15 protein-coding genes are annotated in these 16544 nt (G+C 70.4%); 8 read left to right on the top strand and 7 right to left on the bottom strand.

From position 1 onward, the window contains the following. Window positions 1-52: 52 nt before the first annotated feature. From ACZ5MC_RS04580 to ACZ5MC_RS04570, 3 genes are all read right to left on the bottom strand, one after another. A complete protein-coding gene (locus ACZ5MC_RS04580) occupies window positions 53-613 on the bottom strand; it encodes a DinB family protein (protein ID WP_306599127.1) in 561 nt (186 codons plus the stop codon). A gap of 18 nt (window positions 614-631) precedes the next feature. Beyond that, on the bottom strand, window positions 632-2347 hold the full coding sequence (locus tag ACZ5MC_RS04575; protein ID WP_306599125.1) for a sodium:solute symporter family protein: 1716 nt from the start codon (window positions 2345-2347) through the stop codon (window positions 632-634). A 106-nt stretch (window positions 2348-2453) separates the two neighbouring features. Further along, window positions 2454-4922, bottom strand: coding sequence for a PIG-L family deacetylase (locus ACZ5MC_RS04570; RefSeq protein WP_464517134.1), 2469 nt, complete (start codon window positions 4920-4922; stop codon window positions 2454-2456). Window positions 4923-5177: 255 nt separating this feature from the next. Here ACZ5MC_RS04570 and ACZ5MC_RS04565 point away from each other — a divergent pair, with 255 nt between their 5' ends. Further along, the gene (locus tag ACZ5MC_RS04565) at window positions 5178-6182 is read left to right on the top strand and encodes a manganese-dependent inorganic pyrophosphatase (RefSeq protein ID WP_306599123.1); all 1005 of its coding nucleotides are present in this window, start codon (window positions 5178-5180) and stop codon (window positions 6180-6182) included. A 9-nt stretch (window positions 6183-6191) separates the two neighbouring features. On the opposite strand, the gene ACZ5MC_RS04560 is transcribed toward ACZ5MC_RS04565, so the two are convergent. Then, window positions 6192-7148: an MBL fold metallo-hydrolase gene (locus ACZ5MC_RS04560; RefSeq protein ID WP_464517133.1), complete on the bottom strand. Its 957-nt coding sequence runs from the start codon at window positions 7146-7148 to the stop codon at window positions 6192-6194. Between the two features lie 27 nt (window positions 7149-7175). On the opposite strand from ACZ5MC_RS04560, the gene ACZ5MC_RS04555 reads away from it, so the two are divergent. From ACZ5MC_RS04555 to ACZ5MC_RS04545, 3 genes are read left to right on the top strand one after another with little or no spacing between them, the layout of a single operon-like run. Continuing rightward, on the top strand, window positions 7176-8780 hold the full coding sequence (locus ACZ5MC_RS04555) for a VRR-NUC domain-containing protein (protein ID WP_464517132.1): 1605 nt from the start codon (window positions 7176-7178) through the stop codon (window positions 8778-8780). Next, complete coding sequence (locus ACZ5MC_RS04550; RefSeq protein ID WP_306599120.1) at window positions 8777-9424, top strand: HD domain-containing protein; 648 nt, start codon at window positions 8777-8779, stop codon at window positions 9422-9424. Before ACZ5MC_RS04555 ends, ACZ5MC_RS04550 begins: the two co-directional genes overlap by 4 nt. A 38-nt stretch (window positions 9425-9462) precedes the next feature. After that, window positions 9463-9849 carry a DUF6982 domain-containing protein gene (locus ACZ5MC_RS04545; RefSeq protein WP_306599119.1) on the top strand — a complete coding sequence of 129 codons (387 nt, stop codon included), beginning with the start codon at window positions 9463-9465 and terminating at the stop codon, window positions 9847-9849. On the opposite strand, the gene ACZ5MC_RS04540 is transcribed toward ACZ5MC_RS04545, so the two are convergent. Continuing rightward, the gene (locus tag ACZ5MC_RS04540) at window positions 9836-10969 is read right to left on the bottom strand and encodes an aminotransferase class V-fold PLP-dependent enzyme (protein ID WP_464517131.1); all 1134 of its coding nucleotides are present in this window, start codon (window positions 10967-10969) and stop codon (window positions 9836-9838) included. The two genes, ACZ5MC_RS04545 and ACZ5MC_RS04540, sit on opposite strands and share 14 nt — an antisense overlap. A 62-nt stretch (window positions 10970-11031) precedes the next feature. Between ACZ5MC_RS04540 and ACZ5MC_RS04535 the strand changes: the two genes are divergently transcribed. Further along, window positions 11032-11625: an exopolysaccharide biosynthesis protein gene (locus ACZ5MC_RS04535; protein WP_464517130.1), complete on the top strand. Its 594-nt coding sequence runs from the start codon at window positions 11032-11034 to the stop codon at window positions 11623-11625. Here the strand turns inward: ACZ5MC_RS04535 and ACZ5MC_RS04530 are convergent. Further along, window positions 11597-12031 (bottom strand): nucleoside 2-deoxyribosyltransferase, encoded by a 435-nt coding sequence (locus ACZ5MC_RS04530; protein ID WP_306599116.1) that lies wholly within the window; start codon window positions 12029-12031, stop codon window positions 11597-11599. The two genes, ACZ5MC_RS04535 and ACZ5MC_RS04530, sit on opposite strands and share 29 nt — an antisense overlap. Before the next feature lie 10 nt (window positions 12032-12041). Next, window positions 12042-12446 carry a winged helix-turn-helix transcriptional regulator gene (locus ACZ5MC_RS04525; RefSeq protein ID WP_464517129.1) on the bottom strand — a complete coding sequence of 135 codons (405 nt, stop codon included), beginning with the start codon at window positions 12444-12446 and terminating at the stop codon, window positions 12042-12044. Window positions 12447-12552: 106 nt separating this feature from the next. Between ACZ5MC_RS04525 and ACZ5MC_RS04520 the strand changes: the two genes are divergently transcribed. From ACZ5MC_RS04520 to ACZ5MC_RS04510, 3 genes are all read left to right on the top strand, one after another. Continuing rightward, window positions 12553-13212, top strand: a complete 660-nt coding sequence (locus tag ACZ5MC_RS04520) for an NAD(P)H-dependent oxidoreductase (RefSeq protein ID WP_464517128.1) — start codon at window positions 12553-12555, stop codon at window positions 13210-13212. Between the two features lie 150 nt (window positions 13213-13362). Continuing rightward, the gene (locus ACZ5MC_RS04515) at window positions 13363-15285 is read left to right on the top strand and encodes a PrkA family serine protein kinase (RefSeq protein ID WP_306599113.1); all 1923 of its coding nucleotides are present in this window, start codon (window positions 13363-13365) and stop codon (window positions 15283-15285) included. Beyond that, the gene (locus ACZ5MC_RS04510) at window positions 15282-16544 is read left to right on the top strand and encodes a YeaH/YhbH family protein (protein WP_306599112.1); all 1263 of its coding nucleotides are present in this window, start codon (window positions 15282-15284) and stop codon (window positions 16542-16544) included. Before ACZ5MC_RS04515 ends, ACZ5MC_RS04510 begins: the two co-directional genes overlap by 4 nt.

Genomic DNA, 16544 nt, shown 5'->3' with positions numbered 1-16544 from the left:
CTTGGGCTGGCCCCCGGTTTTGTCAACCCGCCGGTGGCAAGCGGGCGGCCCCTCAACGGCTGGCCGGCGGCACGATTCCGTTCATGCGGAGGTACACCACGATCTGCCCGTAGTGGTCCATCGTGTGGGCCAGCAGGATGTTCGCGAGGGCCACGCGGGACGTGTCGCCCTCGCCGAAGGGGGACTTGATGGCCACCAGCGCGTTCCGGTCGTTGATGGACTTGAGCGCCTTGTGGACGTACTCATACGAGCCTTTCAAGTAGGCCAGGACTTCCGCCTTCTCCTTCAGGGCGGCGGGACCGTCCCCCTTGCCCACGTCCACCGGGGGCTTCTCCCCGAGGATGACCGAGCCCACCCAGTAGTTGACCGCGCCCACGTGCTTGGCCTGGGCGGCGACGTCGCGGACGCCCTTGAACTCGCCCGCGGTGGGCACGAAGGCGAACTTCGACTCGGGCATGGCTTCCAGGGCGGGGACGAACTCCTTCTCCGCGTAGCCGAGGGATCCGTCCAGGGTCACGCCCAGAGGCTTGTCGAGCTTGGGGGGTTCGGCGTACTGGGCGGTGAGGTTGGAGGCGGCGAGAAGAGCCGCGAGGACCGTGGCGTTCCTGATCATGACTTCCTCCTCTGGGTGCTAGTCCGGGGACAGGGTGGCGCCGGGCAGGTCCGTCCCCACGGGAACGCCGCCCAGCTTCTGGAACAGCATCGACAGGCCGACCACCAGCACGCAGCCGACGACGTTGTACCAAAGGAATGAGATGCCGCTGAAGAGGAAACATGCCAGGACGGCGGCCTCCGCCGCCAGGGCCGCCCAGAACGCGCTGCCCCCCCGCACCCCCTTGAGGTAGAAGGCCACCAGGAAGATCCCGAGGATGGTCCCGTAGAAGAGGGACCCCAGGATGTTGACCGCCTCCACCAGGGAGCCCAGGCGGCTCGCGTACTCCGCGAAGGCGATGGCGAAGCACCCCCACCCGAAGGTGGCCAGCCTCGACACCCACATCTCGCCCCGGGTGTCGGCCCCCCCCGCGTAGCGGCGCCACAGGTCCACCACCGTGGTGGCTCCCAGGGCGTTGATCTCCGCGGACATGGAGGACATGGAGGCCGAGAACACCGCGGCCAGCACCAGGCCCACGAGGCCGGCCGGAAGGCTGTGGAGGACGTACCAGAGGAAGACGTAGTTGGTGTCGCTGGGGTTCACGGAGGGGTCCGCCCGGCGCATGATGCCCACGGCCTCGCTGCGCTTCTGCGCGGCCCTGGCGTCGGCCCGGAGCAGCTCCTCCCGGGCCTCGGGAAGGGACCCCTCCCCGTGGCGGGCCCGGATGAAGCCCTCCGCCCGGGCCGCGCGGTCCGCCAGCGCCGCGCCGTAGGCCTCCTGGGCCCTCCGGAATTCGGGCGCCGCCTCGCTGGCGAGCACCCGCTTCACCGGACCGGGGTTGAAGAAGACCGGGGGCGCGGTGAACTGGTAGGCCACGAACACCATGGCCCCCACCAGCAGGATCAGGAACTGCATGGGCACCTTGAACAGGCCGTTGGCCAGGAGCCCCATGCGGCTCTGGGCCACGGAGCTGCCCGAGAGGTAGCGCTGCACCTGGGACTGGTCGGTGCCGAAGTAGGAGAGGGCCAGGAAGAACCCGCCCACGAGGCCCGACCACAGGTTGTAGCGGTTCTTCAGGTCGAAGGAGAAGTCGATGGCGTTGAGCCGCCCCAGGCTCCCGGCCACGTGCAGGGCGTCGCCGAACGACACCCCCTGCGGCAGCCGGTGCACCACCATCACGCCCGCGCCCACCATGCCGCAGGTGATGATGAGCATCTGCCAGCTCTGGGCCCAGGACACCGCGCGGGTTCCGCCGGTGACGGTGTAGATCATCACCAGGGTCCCCACCAGCACGAGGTTCACGTGGATGTTCCAGCCCAGCAGCACCGACAGCACCAGGGCCGGGGCGTAGATGGTCAGGCCCACCGCCAGCCCGCGCTGCACCAGGAAGAGCATGGCCGCCAGGGTGCGGGTCTTTCCGTCGAAGCGCTCCTCCAGGAACTGGTACGCCGTGAAGACCTTCAGGCGGTGGAAGAGGGGCACCGCGGTTATGGAGAGCACCACCATGGCCAGGGGCAGCCCCAGGTAGAACTGCACGAAGCGCATGCCGTCGACGTACGCCTGGCCGGGCGTGGAGAGGAAGGTGATGGCGCTGGCCTGGGTGGCCATGATGGACAGGCAGATGGTGAACCACCGCGCGTCCCGGTCGGCCAGCAGGTAGCCGGTGGAGTCCTTGTGGCCCCGGCCCTTCCACAGGCCGAAGAGCACCACGAAGGCGAGGCACCCGCCCAGGACCGCCCAGTCCAGCCCGCTCACGAGAAGGCCTTCCCGAACCAGCGGAACAGCAGGATGCACAGGGCCAGGTTCAACAGCACCAGGCCGTAGAGCCGGGACCAGCGTCCCAGGACGGGGGGCGGGCCGTTCACGGCGCCGTCTTCAGGGCCAGGAGGTTGGCGAAGAGCCGGTAGGCCCCGGGCACGCCGTCCGGGAGCTGCCGGAAGAAGGCCAGGCCCGTGTAGACGAAGTGGCCCTTGCCGTGGTTCGCCACGATCAGCCCCCCCGCCAGCGGCTTCTCGCCCGCGTCGCCCGACGCCAGGACGGCCTGGTAGCGCGGGTCCCAGTCCCGGGCGTAGTAGAGCCCCCGCTCCTGCACCCAGCCCTCGAAGTCCGCGGCGGTGATCCGGTTGGGCCAGTTCAGCACGGGACTGGCCGGCGCCAGGAACGTCACGGGCGCCGTCTCCTCCGTGACCCGGTCCCGGGAGACCTTGAAGGGATAGGGGCCGAAGTCCGGGGTCACCAGGCCCTGGTCCACGGCGTAGAGCACCACCTCCGTGCCGCCCCGGGCCACGTAGTCCAGGAGCCGGCCCTTGAGCTGGGCCAGGCGGGGACGGGTGTTGAACGCGCGGATGCCCACGACGATGGCGTCGTAGGCGTCCAGGGCGCCCCCCGCGAGGTCCTCGTCGGAGAGGAGGTCCACCTGGTAGCCCAGGGGCCTGAGGGTCCGGGGTATCTCGTCGCCCGAACCCATGACGTACCCGATGCGGGAACCGCCCCGCTTGAGATCAAGGCGCACCAGCCGCGCGCGGGCGGCGGGGAAGTAGGTCTGGATGGGGATGTGGGGGTAGTCGATGCGCACCCGGGAGAGGGCGGGCTGGGCGGGGCCCTCCACGGCCACCGCCACCTCCAGGCTCCCCGAGCCCGGGCTGGAGGGCGGGGTGAGGGTCGTGACCACCTTGCGCTCGTCCCCGGCCCGGTCCAGGGCGAAGGGGATCTCGGCTGGGTCGGCCTTCCAGCCCGTGGGCGGCAGGAGCCGGACGACGCCGGACACCGGACCCCTGCCCGCGGCCACGTCGAGGGTGACGGAGCGGGGGGCGGCGTCGGGCAGGATCTGGACCGGGTCGGCGAGGTTCACCAGGACCGGCGGCGCGACGGTGAAGGCCTGGTAGCGCTCGCCCAGGACGGGGTCCCGGAACCGGTACTGCACCGGCACCCGGAGGTCGAAGGGGACGCCGCCGGCCTCCAGGCGGAAGGTGGCATGGAAGGCGGCGGGACCTTCGGGAAGGCCCGCCAGGGGGGAGGGCGGCGCGGCCCCGGCCCCCAGCCACGCGGGCCGGGACGGGGGCATTCCCGCCGGGATCCGGAGGGACCGGGTCTCGGCCAGGGGCTCGTTGGGAGCCAGCTTCCGGTCCAGGGCCACCGAGGTCCCGTCCAGCTGCAGGCCCTTGACGGTGACGTCGCCGCTGCCCCGGGCGACGAGGGTGGCCGTCACGGGCACCTCCTCGCCGGGGGAGGCCCCGGGGCGCCCGGCGATGGCCTCGGCCCAGAGCCCGGCGGCGCAGCGGATCGCCTCCACGAGCTCGCCCCGCTTCACCTCCACCCAGGGGTCGGCGGGCACCTTCTCGAGAGCGGCCTTGGCCTTGAGGAGCAGGCCCAGGGTCTCCGAGGGCCGCTCGGGCCGGTAGGCCGCGCGGGCCCGGGCCAGGAGCCCGCGCACCTCCTCCCCGCCCACCACGCGTCCCCACGTGAGGTCCACGCCCTCGAAGAAGCCGGCCTTCGCGGGCTCGCCGGCCAGGGGCTCGAAGTATTCCAGGCGCGAGCCCCGGCTGGGCACGGCGCCGAAGCCCTGGCTGCGGTGCATGCTCCGGCTCTCCGCGGCCAGCTCGGTGAAGGACTTGCCGAGGACGGGATCGTACGCGCCGACGTCCAGCGTCAGGAAGGAGCCCGGCTTCATGGCGTCCCGCTCCGCCTGGGGGCGGAAGCTGTTCCAGAGGATGCGCCGGGCCTGCCAGGGGCGGACCCGGTCCAGCTGCTCCGGGAAGGCCTTCGGGTCGGCGGCGGCCCGGAAGGCCTCCAAGGCCAGCATGGCCGAGGCCGTGTGGTGGCCGTGCGTGGTGCCGATGGTGGGGGAGAACCGGGTGAGGATGACGTCGGGGCGGAGCTTGCGGACGATCCACACCACGTCGGCCAGGGCCGCGTCGTGGCCCCAGACGGAGAGGGTCTCCTCGGGGGTCTTCGAGAAGCCGAAGTCGTTGCAGCGGGTGAAGTACTGCTCGGCCCCGTCCAGGTGGCGCGCGGCCAGGAGCTCCTGGGTGCGGATGAGGGCGAGGCCGTCGCCCAGTTCGGGCCCGATGAGGTTCTGGCCGCCCCCGCCCCGCGTCATGGAGAGGTAGGCCGCGCGGACCTTGGCGCCCTGGGAGAAGGCCGCCAGGGCCGCCGTGTTCTCGTCGTCGGGGTGGGCCGCGACGTACAGCACCGTGCCCAGCACCTGGAGCTTGTCCAGGAGCACCTGGAGCGCGGCCGCGTCCCGCACGGGCTCGGGCTGGGCGCAGGCCGGGGAGGCCGTCAGCGTGGCCATGAGGAAGGCATTCAGGGGAAGGGATGTCCGGATCATTCGGCCGTCCTGGCGTAGGTGGTGCGGTGCCCGACAAGAATAGTCAGAATTCGGGCCACTTCAAATGGGGCATCCTGCGGGCTCCCGCGCAGGGTGTGCGGAATTCCGCAACGCGGGGCGTCCCGGAACCCCCACCCCGCGCCGGGAGGCCCCGGCCCCGCTGGATCCGGCCTTTCCGCAGCCCTGGCACAGGCCTTGCACAACCGACCCACTGCCCTTTCCGAAGGCCCCCCCAACCCCTCCCGAGGAGTCCCAATGAAGTTCTTCGCATCCCTCCTGCTCTCCGGCGCCCTCGCGCTGGGCGGCGGCCTCCCTTCCTGGGGCCTCGAACCCAAGGCCCCCCAGGACGTCCTCGTCGTGGGCCACAGGAACCCCGACACCGACAGCATCATCGGCGCCATCGCCGTGGCCCGCCTCAAGAGCCGGCAGGGCATCCCCGCCGCCCCCATCGCCCAGGGCCCCGTCAACCCCGAGACCCAGTACGTCCTGGACACCTTCCATCTCGCCGCCCCGCCCGTGGAGACCAGCGTCGCCGGGCGCAAGGTGATCCTCGTCGACCACTCGGACTATCCGCAGGCCCCCGCCGACCTGGCCAAGGCCGACGTGGTCGGCCTGGTCGACCACCACAAGCTGGGCGGCCTCGCCACTGAAAAGCCCCTGGAGGCCTGGGTGTTCCCCGTGGGCTCCACCTCCACCATCATCGCCCGCATGTACGCCGCGGCCCAGGTCCCCATCCCCAGGGATCTCGCGGGCGGCATGCTCTGCGCGATCCTGTCGGACACGGTGATCTTCAAGTCGCCCACCACCACCCCCGAGGACAGGGCCACGGCCAGCCGGCTGGCGAAGCTCGCCGGCGTGAAGGACATGGCGGCCCTGGGCCTGAAGCTCTTCGAGGTGAAGTCCCAGGTCAAGGGCGTGCCGGCCATGGATCTCCTCAAGCGCGACTTCAAGAGCTTCGTCATGAACGGCCGCAAGGTCGGCGTGGCCCAGCTCGAGGTGGTCGACCTGGCCATCCTCCTGCCCCTGAAGCAGGACCTGCTCAAGGCCATGGCCGCGCTCAAGGCCGAGGGCTACCACAGCCTCATGCTGATGCTCACGGACGTCATGAAGGAAGGCACCGACCTCCTCCTGGTCTCCGACGACCCGGCCCTGGTGGACGCGGCCCTGGGCGCCAAGGCCCAGGCCGGCGTCCGGTGGCTCCCCGGCGTCATGAGCCGCAAGAAGCAGGTGATTCCCAACCTGGAAAAGGCCTTCAAGTAGGAAGGCCGGTCACAGCGCCAGGACCTCCCCCACGTCCAGCGCCCTCACGTTCCCCGTGGAGGGACCCGCCGCGGCCAGAAGGCGCCGCAGGGGTTCCCCGCGGGGTTCGTCCGAAAGGTCGAAGGTGCCGAAATGCATGGGGACGAGGGTGTTCGCTTCCAGGTCGCCGAAGGCGCGCCAGGCCTCCTCGGGATTCATGTGGCTGGGCCGCATCAGGAAGGGCGGGTCGTAGGCCCCGATGGGAAGCAGGGCGTAGTCCACGGGACCCACCTGCTCCCGGATCTCCTTGAAGTGCCCGTTGTAGCCGGTGTCCCCGGCGAAGTAGAGGGACCGGTCCCCCCACTCCACCAGGAAGCTCCCCCACAGCGCCGCGTTGAGGTCGTTGAGGCCCCGGCGGTGCCAGTGCTGGGCGGGGAGGAGGGTCACCCGCAGGTCCGGCCCGGTTTCGAAGCGCTGGTACCAGCCCGCCTCCTGCACCGCCATGGCCGGGTTGCCCTCCCGGGCCAGGGCCCCCAGGCGCAGGGGGACCAGGGCCGTGAGGCGGGGGCCGGAGAGGCTCCGGAGGGTGGGCAGGTCCAGGTGGTCGTAGTGCCCGTGGGAGACCAGGACGTAGTCCACGTCCACCCCGGCCATGTCCAGGGGCACCTCGGCCAGGCGCTTCAGGAAGCGCGGACCCTTGAGGACGGGGTCCAGCAGCAGGGTCCGGCCCGCGGCCCGCAGCAGGAAGGAGGCGTGGCCCAGCCACACCAGGCAGTCCCCGCCGGGAACGGCGTCCAGGGGCCTGACCGCGAGGCGGAAATCGTCCTCGCGCTTCGCCCGCGCCTTGGGGTTCCGGGAGAGCTTCCACCTGAGCACGGGCCAGAAGGAGCGGCCCACGGTGGACATGTAGCGCTCCTGGAACCGGCCCTGGCGGAAGGTGTTGCCGGAGTACCCGTGGCGGATGGTGTGGAGATCGGGGTTCATCATGACGGCGCTTTCCGGGAGAATCGCTCCATGGAGGACCCCTACTATCTCGTGAATTTCCAGACCGTGCTGGAGGATGTGCGCGCCCGGTGCGGCGACCTGCTCCTGCCGGAGGAGGCGGCGCGCCTGGAAGCCTTCCTGCGCCTGCCCGGGGACGCCCGGCGCCTCTACGTGCGCATGCTCACGCGCAAGGGCCCCTGGTTCCGCCCCGGCGCCCTGGCCTACCCCGAGATCGGCCCGGGCGCCCTGGGGGCCCTGGACGCCGGCGGCTTCCTGGCGGGCCCGGAGGAGGCCTCCCCGGCCGACCTGGCCGCCCTGCTCCGCAAGGCCGACCTCGAGGCCCTCCTGGCGGGCGCGGGCATCCCCTTCCGCCGCGCCGAGGCCCGGGCGGCCCTGGCGGAGCGGGTGCCCGAGGCCGTCCTGCGCGCGTCGGCCGACGCCGTGGCGCCCCGCGGCCGGGAATGGGCGCGGCTGCTGTTCATGCTCTTCTTCGGCAACCTGGAGCAGGACCTCACCGACTTCGTCCTGGCCGAGCTGGGCCACGTGCGCTACGAGGCCTACGAGGTGGATCCCGCCTGCAGGCCCTTCCGGGACCGGGAGGAGGTCGACCTCCTGCTCTCCCTGGACGGCCTGCGGACCTCCCTGGAGGCCGGGGAGGACCTGGAGGGGGTCACCGCGGCGCTCCTGGCCATGGAGCGCCGCGAAGGCATCCGTCCCCAGCGGCGCTACCACCGCCTCCTGGCCGACGTGGGGCGGGAGTGGGAGCGCCGGGGGTCCCCGGAGGCCGCCCTGGCCTGCTTCGGACGCTGCGCCCTGCCCCCGGCCCGGGAGCGCACCGCCCGCATCCACCTGGCCCGGGGCCGCCCGGAGCTGGCGGCGGAGACGGCCCTGGCCATGGCGGAGGCCCCGCTGGACGTGGGGGAGGAGCGCTTCGCGCGCCGGTTCCTGGGGCGCCTGGCCCGGCACGACCTGCGCGCCGCGCTCTGGGCCGAGGCCCACCCCCCGGACCCGCCCCTGCCCGAGGTGCGCCTCCGTGTGGCCCGGCACCCGTCGGGCTCCGTGGAGCAGGCCGCCCTGGAGGCCTCGGGCTGGGAGGGTTTCTGGACCGAGAACACCCTGTGGACGGCCCTCTACGGCCTGGCCTTCTGGGACGTGCTCTTCGCGCCGGTGCCGGGCGCATTCCAGCACCGGTTCCAGCTGGGCCCCGCGGACCTGCGCACGCCGCAGTTCGCCCTGCGCCGCCGGGAGGCCATCGAGGCCCGGCTGCGCGAACTGGAGGAGCCCGGCGCCCCCCGGCGCCTGATCCGGGCCCGGGCGGAGGAAAAGCGCGGGGTCGCCAACGCCTTCGTGAACTGGAGGGCCCTGGCCCCGGACCACCTGGAGGCGGCCCTGGACACCCTGCCCCAGGCCGCCCTCCTGGCGGTGCTGCGCGCCATGGCGCCCAACCCCGCCGCCTTCCGCAGCGGGTTCCCGGACCTCTTCCTGCACCGGGAGGGCCGGTGCATGCTCTGGGAGGTGAAGGGCCCCGGCGACGCCCTGCGGCCCGAGCAGGAGCGCTGGCTCACCCTCTTCAACCGCGCGGGGCTGGACGCCCGGGTCGCGTGGGTGCGTTACTTGGAGGGGGAGGAACCATGACCCTTGAACTCGATTCCTGGCAGGAGCGCTTCGAGGCCTTCTGGGCCGCCGCCCCCGGCGGGGACGGGGCCCACGACGTGCACCACCTGCGCCGGGTGTGGCGCTCGGCCCGGAAGATCGCCGCGGCGGAGCCCGGGGCCGACCTCCTGGTGCTCCTTGCCGCGGCCTACCTCCACGACCTGGTTAACCCGCCCAAGGACTCGCCCCTGCGCTCCCGGGCCTCCCGCCTGTCGGCGGAGAAGGCCGTGCCGCTCCTGGAGGGCATGGGCCTCGACCCCGGCCGGGCCCGGGCGGCGGCCCACGCCATCGAGGCCCACAGCTATTCCGCAGGCATCCCCCCCGCCACCCTGGAGGCGCGCATCCTGCAGGACGCCGACCGCCTCGAGGCCCTGGGGGCCATCGGCCTGGCCCGGTGCTTCTACACCGGCGGGAAGATGGGCACCGCGCTCTGGGAGGCCGGGGACCCCCTGGGCCGCTCCGGGCGCGCCCTGGACGACCGGCTCTACTCCGTGGACCACTTCCCCCTCAAGCTCCTGCGCCTGCCGGACCTCATGACCACCGCCGAGGGGCGGCGCCTGGCCCGGCGCCGGACCCGGGTCCTGGCCCTGTTCCTGTCGCAGCTGGAACGAGAACTCCTTGACTGATATGGGAAACGTTGTCCAATGCTAGGCACGGAGGTCCCATGAACAAGGTGGTCGCCCACTTCCAGGACGGCACGGTGGCCAAGGGACTCACCGTGGACTTCGTCGCGACCAAGGACCGCTTCCATCTGGTGACGGAGGGGGCCCCGCCCCGGGAGATCCTCCTCTCGGATCTCAAGGGCCTCTTCTTCGTGAAGGACCTGGACGGGGACCTGGGCCACGCCAAGTCCAACATCTTCCATCCCGGCGACGTGAGCCCCGGGCGCAGGATCCGCGTGGACTTCAGGGACGGGGAGACCCTGCTCGGCACCACCCAGGCCTACACCCCGGGCCGCTTCGGCTTCTTCGTGGTGCCTGCGGACAAGAAGTCCAACACGGAGCGGGCGTACGTCATCTCGTCGGCGACCAGCAGCGTCACCTTCCTGTGAGGGCCGCCACCAGGGCGTCGGCGTCCCGGGGCGTGTTGTAGGCCTGCGCGGACATCCGCACGAAGAGCGAGCCCTTGTGGCAGGTCACCGGCACCTCGATGCGGTGGTCGCGCAGGAGCCCCGCCTGGAGGGCGGCGGCGTCGCCCGCGGGCACCGGGATGATGGCCATCTGCCCGAAGTCGGCGTCCTCGGCGGGCAGGGGCAGGCCCGTGGCCGCGCAGACCCGGTGGAGCGTCTCCACCGCCAGCGCGTGGCAGCGGACACGCTCCGCCGCCCAGCCGTTGCGCTCCTGGAAGGCGATGGCCGCGGGGACCGAGAGGAAGGCCGACAGGTCCCGCGTGCCCTGCCACTGCAGCTTGCGCTCCAGGGGGGTGGTGCCCGTGTAGGCGTCGTTGGCCGGCAGGGCCAGGTAGCCCCAGCTCACCGCGGGGGCGTCCAGGACCGCCTGGTGTTCCGGGCGCACGTGCAGGAACGCCGATCCCTTGGGCGCGCACAGCCACTTGTGGCAGTTGCCCGTGTAGAAGTCGGCGCCCAGGGCCGCGAGGTCGAGCTCCAGCTGCCCCGGAGCGTGGGCGCCGTCGATGACCGTGAGGATTCCCGCGGCCCGGGCGCGCCGGCACAGCTCCCCGACCGGGAAGATCAGGGCGGTGGTGGAGGCGACGTGGCTGAGGAAAAGCACCCGGGTGCGGTCGGTGACCTTCTCCCACACCCGGTCCGCGAACTCCCCCCTCCTGAAGGGCAGCGGGATCTCCGCCCTGACGTACCGCGCCCCCCGCCGGGCCGTGGCGAACTCCCACGCTCCGTCGCAGGCGCCGTACTCGTGGTCCGTGGCCAGGACCTCGTCCCCGGCCTCCAGGGGCAGGGACCGCGCCACGATGTTCACGCCGTGGGTGGCGTTGGCCACGAAGGCCAGGTCCTCGGCCCGGGCGCCCAGGTACCGGCCCAGCTCCGCCCGGGCGGCGGCCAGGAGCGCCGCGGAACGCCTGCCCAGGAACTCCACCGGGTTGGCCTCCATCTCCGCCTGCCAGGCGTGGCACACCTGGAGCACCTCCCGGGGGCAGGCCCCGAAGGAGCCGTGGTTCAGGAAGATGAGGGAGGGGTCGAGCAGGAATCGGTGCATGGGGGGTCCTGGGCTTCCCTGCCATTGTAGTGCGCCCCCCGGGCACAGTAGCCTGGAGGGCGATGTCCCCCCGCCCCTTCTTCTCGGTCCTGCATGATCTCCTGGATCACGAGCGGGACGTGCGCCTCGGGGAGCTCCTGGACGCCGCCGGGGAGCAGTCCTACGGCCTCCTGATCCTGCTGCTGGCCCTGCCCAGCCTCGTGCCTGCGCTCAACACGGGCCTGGCCCCCGTGGGCGGCGCGGCGGTGATGGCCATCGGCTACCAGCTGGGCCGGGGCGTCCCCCACCCCTGGGTGCCCCAGAGGGTCCTCGCGCTGCCCATCCACAAGGGCGCCATCAAGAACGCCCTGGCGCGCCTGGAGCGGCTGCTGCTGCGCTGGTCCAGCCGGACCGCGGAGAAGCATCCGCTGAGCCGCAAGTGGATGGGCGCCGCCCTGATCTGGACGGGCTTCCTGCTGGCCGTGCCGGTGCCCCTGCCCTTCGCCAACATCATCCCGGCCGCCATCCTCTGCCTCCTGGGCGCGGCCCTCCTGGAGCAGCGCCAGGACTGGGCCTGGGCCGCCACCCTCGCCAGCCTCGGGACCACCGTCTACTTCGCCCTGTCGGCGAACCTCGCCTTCAGGATCTTCAGGACGCTCCGGTCCCTGGCCGACTGAGGGCGCCCAGGAACCCCTGGGCGCCCGCCAGCAGCTCCGGGAGCCCCTCGTAGGGGGCCAGGGCGATCTCCCGGTTCCCGGTGAGCATGCGGCTCACGGTGGCGTCCCTCCGGAAGCAGCAGAGCACGGGCTTGGCGCGCTCCAGGGCGTAGGCGATCTCGTAGCCCACGCCATGGCTGGGCGTGCTCACCTCGGCGATGACCGCGTCGCATGCCCGCACCCAGGCGGTGTCCCGCAGGTACACCGCCTCCGGCTCCATGCCCCCCTCCTGCCCCTGCAGGTCGGCGCTGGCCAGGTGCGCGGTGAGCACGTCGTGGCCCGCGTCCAGGAGGTGGCGGACCAGGGCGGCGTAGGCGGGCTGGTCCCCGCGGCCCCCGGTGATGGAGCAGGAGAAGTAGATGCGCATGGGCTTCCTTCTAGGCAGAACGGGTTGCGAGCACCTTGGCGCGGTTGCGCTGGGAGGCCTTGCGGGCCTTCTCCACGTCGGGAAGGTGCACCATGGCCCACTGGCACAGGGCCCCCAGGGGCTCCTTGAGCGTCGCGCCCAGCTCGGTGAGGGAATACTCCGTGCGCGGGGGCACCTCGGGGTAGACGACGCGGCGCACCAGGCCGTCCTCCTCGAGCTTGCGCAGCGTCTGGGTGAGCATCTTCTGGCTGATGCCGCCCACCTCGCGCTGGAGCTCGCCGTACCGCCGGGTGCCCTGGGACAGCAGGTAGATCACGAGCGTCGTCCATTTGTCCGCGATGAGATCCAGCACGAGGCGGGTGGGACACATGGGGCTGAGGACGTTGGGGGCCGAGGAACATGCATTACGTACCATTTGGTTCCTACCTTCCGAATTAGTGCCTACTTTCCAATGGAGAGTGACATGCTTAAGTTTGTATTACGGCCGATCTGACCGCAACCCCCGAATCCCCGGAGCCGCCATGACCCCCGCCACCGTCCTCTCCCCCGAAGAACTCCTCAAGGTGCAGGAGTGGCGCTACGCCACCAAGCAGTTCGACCCCGACCGCAAGGTCCCCGCCGACCTCTGGTCCGCCCTCGAGAAGTCCCTCGTCCTCAGCCCCAGCTCCTTCGGCCTCCAGCCCTGGAAGTTCCTGGTCATCCAGGACCCCGCCCTGCGCGCGAAGCTCAAGGCCGCGTCCTGGGGCCAGGGCCAGATCGAGGACGCCTCCCACCTGGTGGTCTTCCTGGCCAAGGAGACCCTCACCGAGGCCGACGTGGACCACTACGTGGCCCGGGTCGCCGAAGTGCGCCACCAGGCCCCCGAATCCCTGGCCGCCTACCGGGGCATGATGGTGGGCACCCTGGTGACCGGCCCCCGGGCCGCCACCGTCGACGCCTGGGCCGCTCGTCAGGCCTACATCGCCCTGGGCAACTTCATGACCAGCGCCGCCCTCCTGGGCGTGGACACCTGCCCCATGGAAGGCCTCGACGCCGCCCAGTACGACCAGATCCTGGGCCTGGCGGGCACCGGCTACCACACCATCGTCGCCTGTCCGGCCGGCTACCGGTCCACCGGGGACAAGTATGCGGAACTGGCCAAGGTCCGGTTCCCGGAAGCCGAGCTGGTCGACCACAGGTAACGGGATTCCCGGCGGCCAAGGATTATTATTTTTTAATTCGGATGGCCCGATAAGCGGATTTCGACATCCATTATACCTTCATACGCATTTTCCAAAGAAGCCCTAATGGTGTAGCGTGACTGGTCCGAAACCTTCATTGGAGGTGGACACATGTCGATCTTCCACCAGTATCAGAGCCGCTACGAATCCGCAGGCGCCGAGGAGATGAGCCTCCAGGACTACCTGGAACTCTGCAGGAAGGACCCCTCCGCCTATGCCAGCGTCGCGGAGCGCCTGCTGAGCGCCATCGGGGAGCCGGAGCTGGTCGACACCCGCTCCGTGGAGCGGCTCAGCCGCATCTTCGCCAACAAGGTGGTGCGCATCTACCCGGCCTTCAAGGAGTTCTACGGAATGGAGGAGGTGATCGAGGGGATCGTCTCCTACTTCCGCCACGCCGCCCAGGGGCTGGAGGAGAAGAAGCAGATCCTCTACCTGCTGGGCCCCGTGGGGGGCGGCAAGTCCTCCCTCGCCGAGGAGCTCAAGGCCCTCATGGAGAAGGTCCCCTTCTACGCCATCAAGGGGTCCCCGGTCCACGAGTCCCCCCTGGGCCTGTTCAACCCCATCGAGGACGGACCCATCCTGGAGGGCGACTACGGGATCCCCCGGCGCTACCTCACGTCCATCATGAGCCCCTGGGCCGTCAAGCGCCTGCAGGAATTCGGCGGCGACATCACGCGGTTCCGGGTGGTCAAGCTGCGGCCCTCGGTGCTCAGCCAGATCGCGGTCTCCAAGACCGAGCCCGGCGACGAGAACAACCAGGACATCTCGTCCCTGGTGGGCAAGATCGATATCCGCAAGCTGGAGACCTACTCCCAGAACGATCCCGACGCCTACTCCTACTCCGGCGGCCTGTGCCTGGCCAACCGGGGGATGCTGGAGTTCGTGGAGATGTTCAAGGCGCCCATCAAGGTCCTGCACCCGCTGCTCACCGCCACCCAGGAGGGCAACTACAAGGGCACCGAGGGCTTCGGCGCCATCCCCTTCGACGGGCTGATCCTGGCCCACTCCAACGAGGCCGAGTGGCTGACCTTCAAGAACAACCGCAACAACGAGGCCTTCCTGGACCGCATCTACATCGTGAAGGTGCCCTACACCCTCCGGGTCACGGACGAGATGCGCATCTACCAGAAGCTCCTGGACAACTCCTCCCTGGCCCAGGCCCCCTGCGCCCCCGACACGCTGCGCATGCTGGCCCAGTTCTCCGTGCTCAGCCGGCTCAAGGAGCCGGAGAACTCCAGCATCTACTCCAAGATGCGGGTCTACGACGGGGAGAACCTCAAGGACACCGATCCCAAGGCCAAGAGCTACCAGGAATACCGGGACTTCGCGGGCGTGGACGAGGGCATGACGGGCCTCTCGACCCGCTTCGCCTTCAAGATCCTCTCCAAGGTCTTCAACTTCGACCACCGGGAGGTGGCGGCCAATCCCGTCCACCTCATGTACGTGCTGGAGCAGCAGATCGAGCAGGAGCAGTACCCCGGGGCGATCGAGGAACAGTATCTGCGCACCATCAAGGAATTCATCTCGCCGCGGTATGCAGAATTCATTGGGAAGGAGATCCAGACCGCCTACCTCGAGAGCTATTCGGAGTACGGCCAGAACATCTTCGACCGGTACGTCAACTATGCGGACTTCTGGATCCAGGACCAGGAATTCCGGGATCCGAACACCGGGGAAATGCTTGACCGGGCGGCGCTCAACAACGAGCTGGAGAAGATCGAGAAGCCCGCGGGCATCTCCAACCCCAAGGACTTCCGCAACGAGGTGGTGAACTTCGTCCTGCGCGCCCGGGCCAAGCATGACGGGAAGAACCCCTCCTGGACCTCGTACGAGAAGCTGCGGGCCGTCATCGAGAAGAAGATGTTCTCCAACACCGAGGAGCTGCTCCCGGTGATCTCCTTCAACACCAAGGCCAACACCGACGACCAGAAGAAGCACCGGGACTTCGTGGACCGCATGGTGGCCAAGGGCTACACGGAGAAGCAGGTGCGGCTCCTGTGCGACTGGTACCTGCGGGTCCGGAAGTCGTCATGATCCAGATCATCGACCGGCGCTTCGACAGCAAGAACCGCAGTTCCGTGAACCGGACGCGGTTCCTGCGGCGCTTCCGGGGGCAGATCAAGCAGGCCGTCTCGGACGTCATCGACCGGGGCGGGATCAAGGACATGGATTCCGGCAAGAAGGTCCGCATCCCCGGCAAGGACATCGCCGAGCCCCAGTTCGGCCACGGTCCGGGAGGCAGGCGCGAGCGGGTGCACGCGGGCAACGACCGGTACGGCACAGGCGACCAGGTGGACCGCCCCCCCTCCGGGGGCCAGGGCGGCCAGGGGGGGCGCGCCAGCCCCGACGGCGAGGGCGAGGACGCCTTCGAGTTCGCCATCTCCCGGGACGAGTTCCTGGACTTCTTCTTCGACGAGCTGGCCCTGCCCAACCTCGTCAAGCGCCACCTGGCCAGCCTCACCGAGTTCAGGAACGTGCGCGCCGGCCACACCCACACGGGGGTGCCCACCAACCTCAACCTCGTGCGCACCATGCGGGGCGCCACGGGCCGGCGCATCGCCACCCGGGGCCCCTTCACGGACCGGCGCAGGGAACTGGAGGCGGCCCTGGCCGAGGCCCGGCGCCTCCACGGGGAGGACAGCGCCGAGGCCCGGGACCTCCTGCTGGAACTGGAGCGCCTGGGCCGCCGGCTCTCCGCGGTGCCCTTCATCGACACCTACGACCTGCGCTACAACAACCGGGTGCGCGTGGCCCAGCCCACCACCCAGGCCGTGATGTTCTGCCTCATGGACGTCTCGGGCTCCATGGACGAGCCCAAGAAGAACATCTCCAAGCGGTTCTTCACCCTGCTCTACCTGTTCCTGAAGCGGAACTACGAGCGCATCGAGGTGGTCTTCATCCGGCACCACACCTCCGCCGAGGAGGTGGACGAGGAGCGGTTCTTCCACTCCCGGGAGACCGGAGGGACCATCGTCTCCAGCGCCCTCAGGCTCATGCGCGACATCGCCGCCGAGCGCTATCCGCCGGGCCTCTGGAACATCTACGGGGCCCAGGCCTCGGACGGCGACAACTGGTCCGACGACTCGGAGCCCAGCCGCGACCTGCTGGCCGATTCGATCCTGCCCCAGGTCCAGCACTTCGCCTACATCGAGATCGCCGACACCCCCCAGGTGCTCTGGCGGGAATACGAGACCCTGCTGCCCGGGCACCCCGACTCCTTCGCCATGCGGCGCATCCGTGAGGTGACCGACATCTACCCGGTCTTCCACGACCTGTTCCGGAAGCGGGTGTAG

Source organism: Mesoterricola sp. JemC181 (assembly GCF_055384585.1).
The sequence above is the reverse complement of the archived record's forward strand: the minus strand, read 5'-3'. Positions and strand labels throughout refer to the sequence as shown.